Source organism: Pseudomonas laurylsulfativorans, assembly GCF_002906155.1.
Taxonomy (GTDB): Bacteria; Pseudomonadota; Gammaproteobacteria; order Pseudomonadales; family Pseudomonadaceae; genus Aquipseudomonas; species Aquipseudomonas laurylsulfativorans.
In genome coordinates, this window is sequence record NZ_MUJK01000016.1 from 118,150 (window position 1) to 124,408 (window position 6,259).

At 55.5% G+C, this 6,259-nt stretch carries 5 protein-coding genes, 1 rRNA gene and 1 pseudogene; 4 read left to right on the forward strand and 3 right to left on the reverse strand.

Annotated features, from left to right (window positions below; genetic code table 11):
• Positions 1 to 429: 429 nt before the first annotated feature.
• The 4 genes from B0D71_RS29035 (at position 430) to B0D71_RS29050 (ending at position 3,870) form a co-directional block, all read left to right on the forward strand.
• Positions 430 to 693, forward strand: coding sequence for a DUF2790 domain-containing protein (locus B0D71_RS29035; RefSeq protein ID WP_103397765.1), 264 nt, complete (start codon positions 430 to 432; stop codon positions 691 to 693).
• Positions 694 to 884: 191 nt separating this feature from the next.
• Positions 885 to 1,160, forward strand: a complete 276-nt coding sequence (locus B0D71_RS29040; protein ID WP_103397766.1) for a hypothetical protein — start codon at positions 885 to 887, stop codon at positions 1,158 to 1,160.
• Between the two features lie 526 nt (positions 1,161 to 1,686).
• Entirely contained in the window at positions 1,687 to 2,934 is a 1,248-nt protein-coding gene (locus tag B0D71_RS29045) for a ribonucleotide-diphosphate reductase subunit beta (RefSeq protein WP_057713602.1), read from the forward strand.
• Positions 2,935 to 3,300: 366 nt separating this feature from the next.
• Positions 3,301 to 3,870, forward strand: a complete 570-nt coding sequence (locus B0D71_RS29050; RefSeq protein ID WP_103397767.1) for a MepB family protein — start codon at positions 3,301 to 3,303, stop codon at positions 3,868 to 3,870.
• A 5-nt stretch (positions 3,871 to 3,875) separates the two neighbouring features.
• Here the strand turns inward: B0D71_RS29050 and tnpC are convergent.
• The 3 genes and pseudogenes from tnpC to rrf form a co-directional block, all read right to left on the reverse strand.
• A pseudogene (gene tnpC, locus B0D71_RS29055) lies at positions 3,876 to 5,469 on the reverse strand (IS66 family transposase).
• A gap of 61 nt (positions 5,470 to 5,530) precedes the next feature.
• Positions 5,531 to 5,866: an IS66 family insertion sequence element accessory protein TnpB gene (gene tnpB, locus B0D71_RS32010; protein WP_133160966.1), complete on the reverse strand. Its 336-nt coding sequence runs from the start codon at positions 5,864 to 5,866 to the stop codon at positions 5,531 to 5,533.
• 273 nt (positions 5,867 to 6,139) lie between these two features.
• Positions 6,140 to 6,255, reverse strand: a 5S ribosomal RNA gene (gene rrf / locus B0D71_RS29070).
• Between the last annotated feature and the right edge of the window lie 4 nt (positions 6,256 to 6,259).

Sequence of the window (6,259 nt, forward strand, 5' to 3'; positions counted from 1 at the left end):
TAGCCGGGCCGGGCCTATAGAACCATTCGACGATGGTAGTAACAAGCCCCTACAAATTGTCGTGAAAAACCTTCAAACCCACTACCGCCGCGGTATCTGTAGGAGCGAGCTCGCTCGCGATGGTCGTCAACGATAACGCGCCCAATCTGACACCCCGCGGTGCTCTCTGGCTCATCGCGAGCAAGCTCGCTCCTACAAAAGAAGAGGTTATTCAGGGATTGTTACAGGATCTGTCAAAAGTGTTTATCAAATCCACGGCTATATGGACGAGGCGCGCGCACCTAAAATCAGCCACGCCGACAAGGCAACCTGATTAACCAAGTTGCAGCCCCCACGAAGGCAGTTAATCAAACACCCTGGTACTGAAGTTCCACACGCAATCCCAAAAGGATTGCGTGCCCCCTCTCGACCTCTAAAAGGTAAATTCGAATGAAAGCTTTATTAGTTCTGGCCCTCAGCAGCGTGTGCCTGACCGCCATGGCCGGCGAGGTCCCGACTGATGTCGCGAAGCAACAACCGGCAATAGAGGAATACACTTACTCCACCCATCTGGACATCGCCAAAGTTATCTCGATGAGCGAAGCGCCGAATGTGTGTGAAGTTGTGCCGATGAAAATGGAATACGAAGACTCCCACGGCCAACGGCATATCCTGCGCTACAGCATGATGGGCAATGGCTGCTCTAACGGCTGATCCCCTGCCTCACCCCTCCCCTCGAAAAGGTTCGACCCACCCGCCGCGAACAGGCAGATGAAGCACCCAACCCCAACAATCGATTTATTCGATTACTTTAAGCGTTTTTTTGCGCTTTTTAATCGATACGGTAGGCGTAAAATCAACTGCAACCCAAGACAAACAACGCTTACGAAACTGGAGCAGCAACCATGAAAACCCAACTGATTCTCGCCCTGACCCTCTCCGTCCTGGCTGCCAACACCTTCGCCGCCGATGGTTACGACCGCACTGGCTCGGCCGCTTACACCACTGAAGCCTCTGTCGCTTCCGACGGTTACGACCACACCGGTTCGGCGTCCTTCGCAGCCGATGGCGCAGACCACGTTGGCGCAGGCAAACTCGCTTCCGACGGCTCTGATCACACTGGCGCCGCCCGCCTCGCCGCCGATGGTGCCGATCACGTAGGCGCCGCTCGCCTGAGCTGATCCGCCAGCGTGACTTCATAGCCCGACTTCGGTCGGGCTTAGTTGTGTCTGGAGCCTGAGAAAAGCCCACCGAAACACAAGATGTAGTGAAAAAAGCCTTTTTTGGTTATTTATTGAACAAAAATAATCCGGGGTAAAAAATTAAGAAAAAAAATCTTCTCCCGCCAACGTCGTTCAAAGCCCTGTAAACCCTCGCTCCGACCGAAAAACGGCCGCCGTCGACCGATCCGTGAGCCATTTCGCCGCACCACAGCACGCAAAACTTCCCTATAATGCGGCCTTAAACGGGCCTGCAATATCCCCTTACAGGGATGAAAAGCCAGTCTGAAGCCCCGCACAAGCGATCAAAGCTTGCTGCGCCCATCAGTGGCTCTCGGAACCCCGTACAAAATTCTGTTTGATGCCTGCGTATAGCTGCTGCAAAAAACGATTCCTTTAGATCCAACGCGGCCAGTAAGGCCGTGTGAAAAAAAACCTATCCATTTTCACACGGGCACTCTGGCCCTCACGCAGGAGACGACACGTCATGCTGAGCTGGGACGAATTCGACAAAGAAGACACGGAAGTAGCAGTCAAGAGCGCCAACGCTGGCCACGCCACCGAAGCCAACATGGACCGTCTCGACAGCGCCGGCGGTGCCGCCGCCCTGGAAGCCCGTGCCGTGACCGCTACTGACTCCGCCGCCGTTGCCCGCGCCAAAGCCGCCCTGGACTCCCTCGACGTCGCTGAAGGCCTCGCCGAACTCGAAGGCGCCTCCGCCCGTGTCGCCGTTGACGAAAAGCGCATGATCAACTGCCGCGCCGACCTCAACCAGCTCGTGCCATTCAAGTACGACTGGGCCTGGCAGAAGTACCTGGACGGCTGCGCAAACCACTGGATGCCGCAAGAAGTCAACATGACCGCCGACATCGCCCTCTGGAAAAACCCGGAAGGCCTGACCGACGACGAGCGCCGCATCGTGATGCGCAATCTCGGTTTCTTCTCCACCGCCGACTCCCTGGTTGCCAACAACCTGGTCTTGGCCGTGTACCGCCTGATCACCAACCCGGAATGCCGCCAGTACATCCTGCGCCAGGCCTTCGAAGAGGCGATCCACACCCACGCCTACCAGTACTGCATCGAATCGCTGGCCATGGATGAAGGCGAAATCTTCAATATGTACCACGAGATCCCGTCGGTCGCGAAAAAAGCCACTTGGGGCCTGAAATACACTCGCTCGATCTCCGATCCGAAGTTCGAAACCGGCACCGTCGAAACCGACAAAGAGTTGCTGCGTAACCTGATCGCCTACTACTGCGTTCTGGAAGGCATCTTCTTCTACTGCGGCTTCACCCAGATCCTCTCCATGGGCCGCCGCAACAAAATGACCGGCGTGGCCGAGCAGTTCCAATACATCCTGCGCGACGAATCCATGCACCTGAACTTTGGCATCGACGTGATCAACCAGATCAAAATCGAAAACCCGCACCTGTGGGATGCCGAGATGAAAGAAGAAGCTTCGCAGATGATTCTGCAAGGTACTCAACTGGAGATCGAATACGCTCGCGACACCATGCCTCGCGGCGTACTGGGCATGAACGCGGCGATGATGGAGGACTACCTCAAGTTCATCGCTAACCGTCGCCTGTCGCAGATTGGCTTGAAGGAAGAGTACCCAGGGACCACTAACCCGTTCCCGTGGATGAGCGAAATCATGGACTTGAAGAAAGAGAAGAACTTCTTTGAGACTCGGGTTATTGAGTATCAGACTGGTGGGGCGCTGAGCTGGGACTGATTCCCTAGCTCCTGCTTGTTCAACCAGCGTTAGACTGTTTTCACCAACGCTGGCCTGCTCGCACCAAGCCTATGCAATTGATGTAAAAAAGCCACCTAAGCCCAAGGGCAAAGGTGGCTTTTTTTGTGGGCGCAATTTGAAGCGCACATTAAATCCAGTAAGCGCCCAGTAATCTCCCCCACCTTGATCCTTAGGCTGCACAAAGCTGACCTCCCAGCACTGACGTAGCAGAGTAAGCGGCTGGCTATCCCACCTTGCGCAATTACACGACGTAACCGCACGCAGCCCGCTTCGGCATGTCGAAGGGCGTAGCATATGTTCTGGAATGGGTCGTATGGTCAATGAGTCGTTTAGGAGTTGTTCCCGTTGAAATTCGATTTAACTGAACTAGACACAAAATATGCAGGCGCGGCAGACCCGGCCCTCGGCCATATTCCGAACGATCTGATAGCTGCTATCCAGGATGTGTACAAGCCGGCGGGAATGCAATTGACGGATCTGGCTCTACGCGAGGCTGAGAGTGTCGAGTATGGTGCCTCCCGCTTTGGCCTCGACGGACACACCATTGTCTTCCGTGTGGCTAAAACAACGCCGACGAAGATTGGACAGTTCGTCACAATATGGAAGCGCCCGACGTCAGGCAGCATCATTGCACCTCTCGATGTCGATGATGGCGTAGCCTTTGTTGTGGTGAGTGTGTCCGATGCAACTCATCGCGGACAGTTTATTTTCGACCAGAAAATACTGGCATCAAAGGGCATCATGGCGATTAACGGTAAAGGCGGTAAGCGCGCTATCCGCGTTTATCCACCTTGGGTCAAACCAGTCGCCAAAGAGGCCGTTAGAACACAACAATGGCAACTACGATACTTCCTTCCTCTTGAACAAAGCGGAAGCGCCGATTCCGTGCAGGTGCGTCGGTTATTTGAAGTTTAAGATCCTTATCCGTCATTCTTGAGCGTTCTGGGTAAGCCCGACGTCCACCTATGCGGCAGCAACTGATCAATTTCACTCTCCCGCTGCGTCGGCAGACGCGTGAGAACGTCCTTCAAATAAGCATACGGATCATGCCCGTTGAGCCGCGCAGATTGGATCAAACTCATGATCGCCGCCGCCCGTTTTCCGCTGCGTAGCGACCCTGCGAAGAGCCAGTTCTTGCGTCCAAGAGCCCACGGCCGGATCTGGTTCTCTGCCCAATTATTATCAATGGGAACAGTTCCATCATCGAGGTAGCGCAACAGCGCTGCCCAGCGTTTCAGACTGTAATCCAACGCTCTGCTGATAGCCGAACCTTCGGGCACGAGATCGCGCTGCGCGATCATCCAGGCATGCAGCCTATCCATCACCGGTACGGCTTTTTCTTGCCGTATTCGGCGCCGTAAATCCGGATCCAGGTCGCGGACTTCACTTTCGATTTCGTACAGCAACTGGATACAGCGCAGGGCTTGCTCGGCGAGCATGCTCTTGTTGGTGGCATGCAATTCGAAGAACTTACGCCGCGCATGGGCCATGCAACCGATCTCCGTCACGCCGAGTTCGAAGCTGGCCTTGTAACCGCCAAAATCATCACAGACCAGCTTGCCCTTCCAGCCTTGCAGGAAGTTGCGAGCATGCTCACCAGCGTGGCTGGGACTGAAGTCATAGACGACAGCCGCTGTTTCGCAGAACTGGCTGGTGGCGTAGGCCCACACATAAGAGCGGTGAGTTTTCTTCGAGCCCGGAGCGAGCATCTGCACCGGTGTTTCATCAGCATGGATGACTTGCTGCCCAAGCACCACGTCGCGCAGCGCGTCGACCAGAGGCTGCAACTGCACGCCAGTTACGCCAACCCATTGAGCCAACGTTGAGTGCGGAATCGCCAAGCCAGCCCGACCGAAAATCGACTCCTGGCGGTAAGCGGAAGATGGTCGGCAAACTTGGCGATCATGACGTGGGCAAGCAGCCCGGCGGTCGGGATGCCCTTATCAATGACCTGCGCCGGAACCGGCGCCTGGATAAGCGTTTCGCAGTCATCGCATACCCACTTACCACGGACATGGCGCTCAACGGTAAATACGCCGGGCGTGTAGTCCAGCTTCTCGCCAACGTCCTCACCGATGCGCTTGAGTATGCAGCCACATGGGCAGTGAGTGTTGTCAGGCTCGTGATGGATCAACGTGCGTGGAAACTCAGCCGGCAATGCAGTGCGTTTGGGCTTTTGCTTTTTCTCGGTCAGCGACGGAGCGGGTTGCAAGGCTTGAAGTTCAGCTTCAATCGCCGCGATATCGGTATCGATCAGGTCATCGAGCAAGCTGGCCTGCTCAGGATTCATCTGCTCGCTGCGCTTGGCAAACTTCAAGCGCTTGAGCTGAGCGATCTCGTGGGTCAGTTTCTCGATCACCGTTTGATCGCGGTTGATCTTATTGCTCATTGTCTCAACCGTCTTACCCAGCGCGTCGACTTGATGGTCGAGCGTCTCGACACGCTGCATCAACTGCGCCGCCAAAGCGCGCAGTTGTTCAGGGGCAGGTGGTCGAGAGCGAGAAGAGAAGTCATGGTGCCGATTTTGCCAGACCTGACAATTCGCAGTGATAGATCGATAGGCTAATGGCAGCAGTTAAAGCAGTGTGATCCCACCGCCGGAGCCCACGCGTTGCCATGGCAGGCCCAACACTAAAGCCCGAAGTTGCTCGGCATCCAACTCTATTTCGGTGCCTTGGCGAATCCCTGGCCAGTGGAACTTGCCTTGATTCAACCGGCGAGCAGCCAGCCAGATCCCGAAGCCGTCATGCACCAGAACTTTCATCCGAGTGGCTCGGCGGTTGGCAAACAGGTAAGCACAGTGCGCCTTCACCGCACCAAACACCGCGATCACTCGGGCTAATGCCGTCTCGGTGCCCGCGCGCATATCCATCGGCTCCGTGGCGAGCCAGATGGAATCGATTCGGATCATCGCAGTAAGTCTCGAAGAAAGGTCGCGCAGGCAGCAGCACTTTCAGTTGGCCAGTTCACTTTGACGGTGCCGCGCGGGTGCTGGATTTCGACGCAAATGTTCGACTGGCGGCAACAAACGCGGCGCAGGCCATGAGTATCTTGTTGACCAGGCGTGTCTCTTTTTCGTGGTCCTTGATCGGTATCGGTTCAATGTGCAACGGCCAACCCTGTTTTTTAACGCGCAAAAACAAAAACCCTACCTGCATACGCAGATAGGGGTTTCGGAATTTAATCTTGACGATGACCTACTCTCACATGGGGAAACCCCACACTACCATCGGCGATGCATCGTTTCACTGCTGAGTTCGGGATGGGATCAGGTGGTTCCAACGCTCTATGGTCGTCAAGAAAT

Excerpts from the sequence above, each read along its gene's own strand:
- B0D71_RS29035 (WP_103397765.1), top strand. The coding sequence starts at position 430 with ATGAAAGCTTTATTAGTTCTGGCCCTCAGCAGCGTGTGCCTGACCGCC.
- tnpB (WP_133160966.1), bottom strand. The coding sequence starts at position 5,866 with ATGATCCGAATCGATTCCATCTGGCTCGCCACGGAGCCGATGGATATG.
- B0D71_RS29040 (WP_103397766.1), top strand. The coding sequence starts at position 885 with ATGAAAACCCAACTGATTCTCGCCCTGACCCTCTCCGTCCTGGCTGCC.
- B0D71_RS29045 (WP_057713602.1), top strand. The coding sequence starts at position 1,687 with ATGCTGAGCTGGGACGAATTCGACAAAGAAGACACGGAAGTAGCAGTC.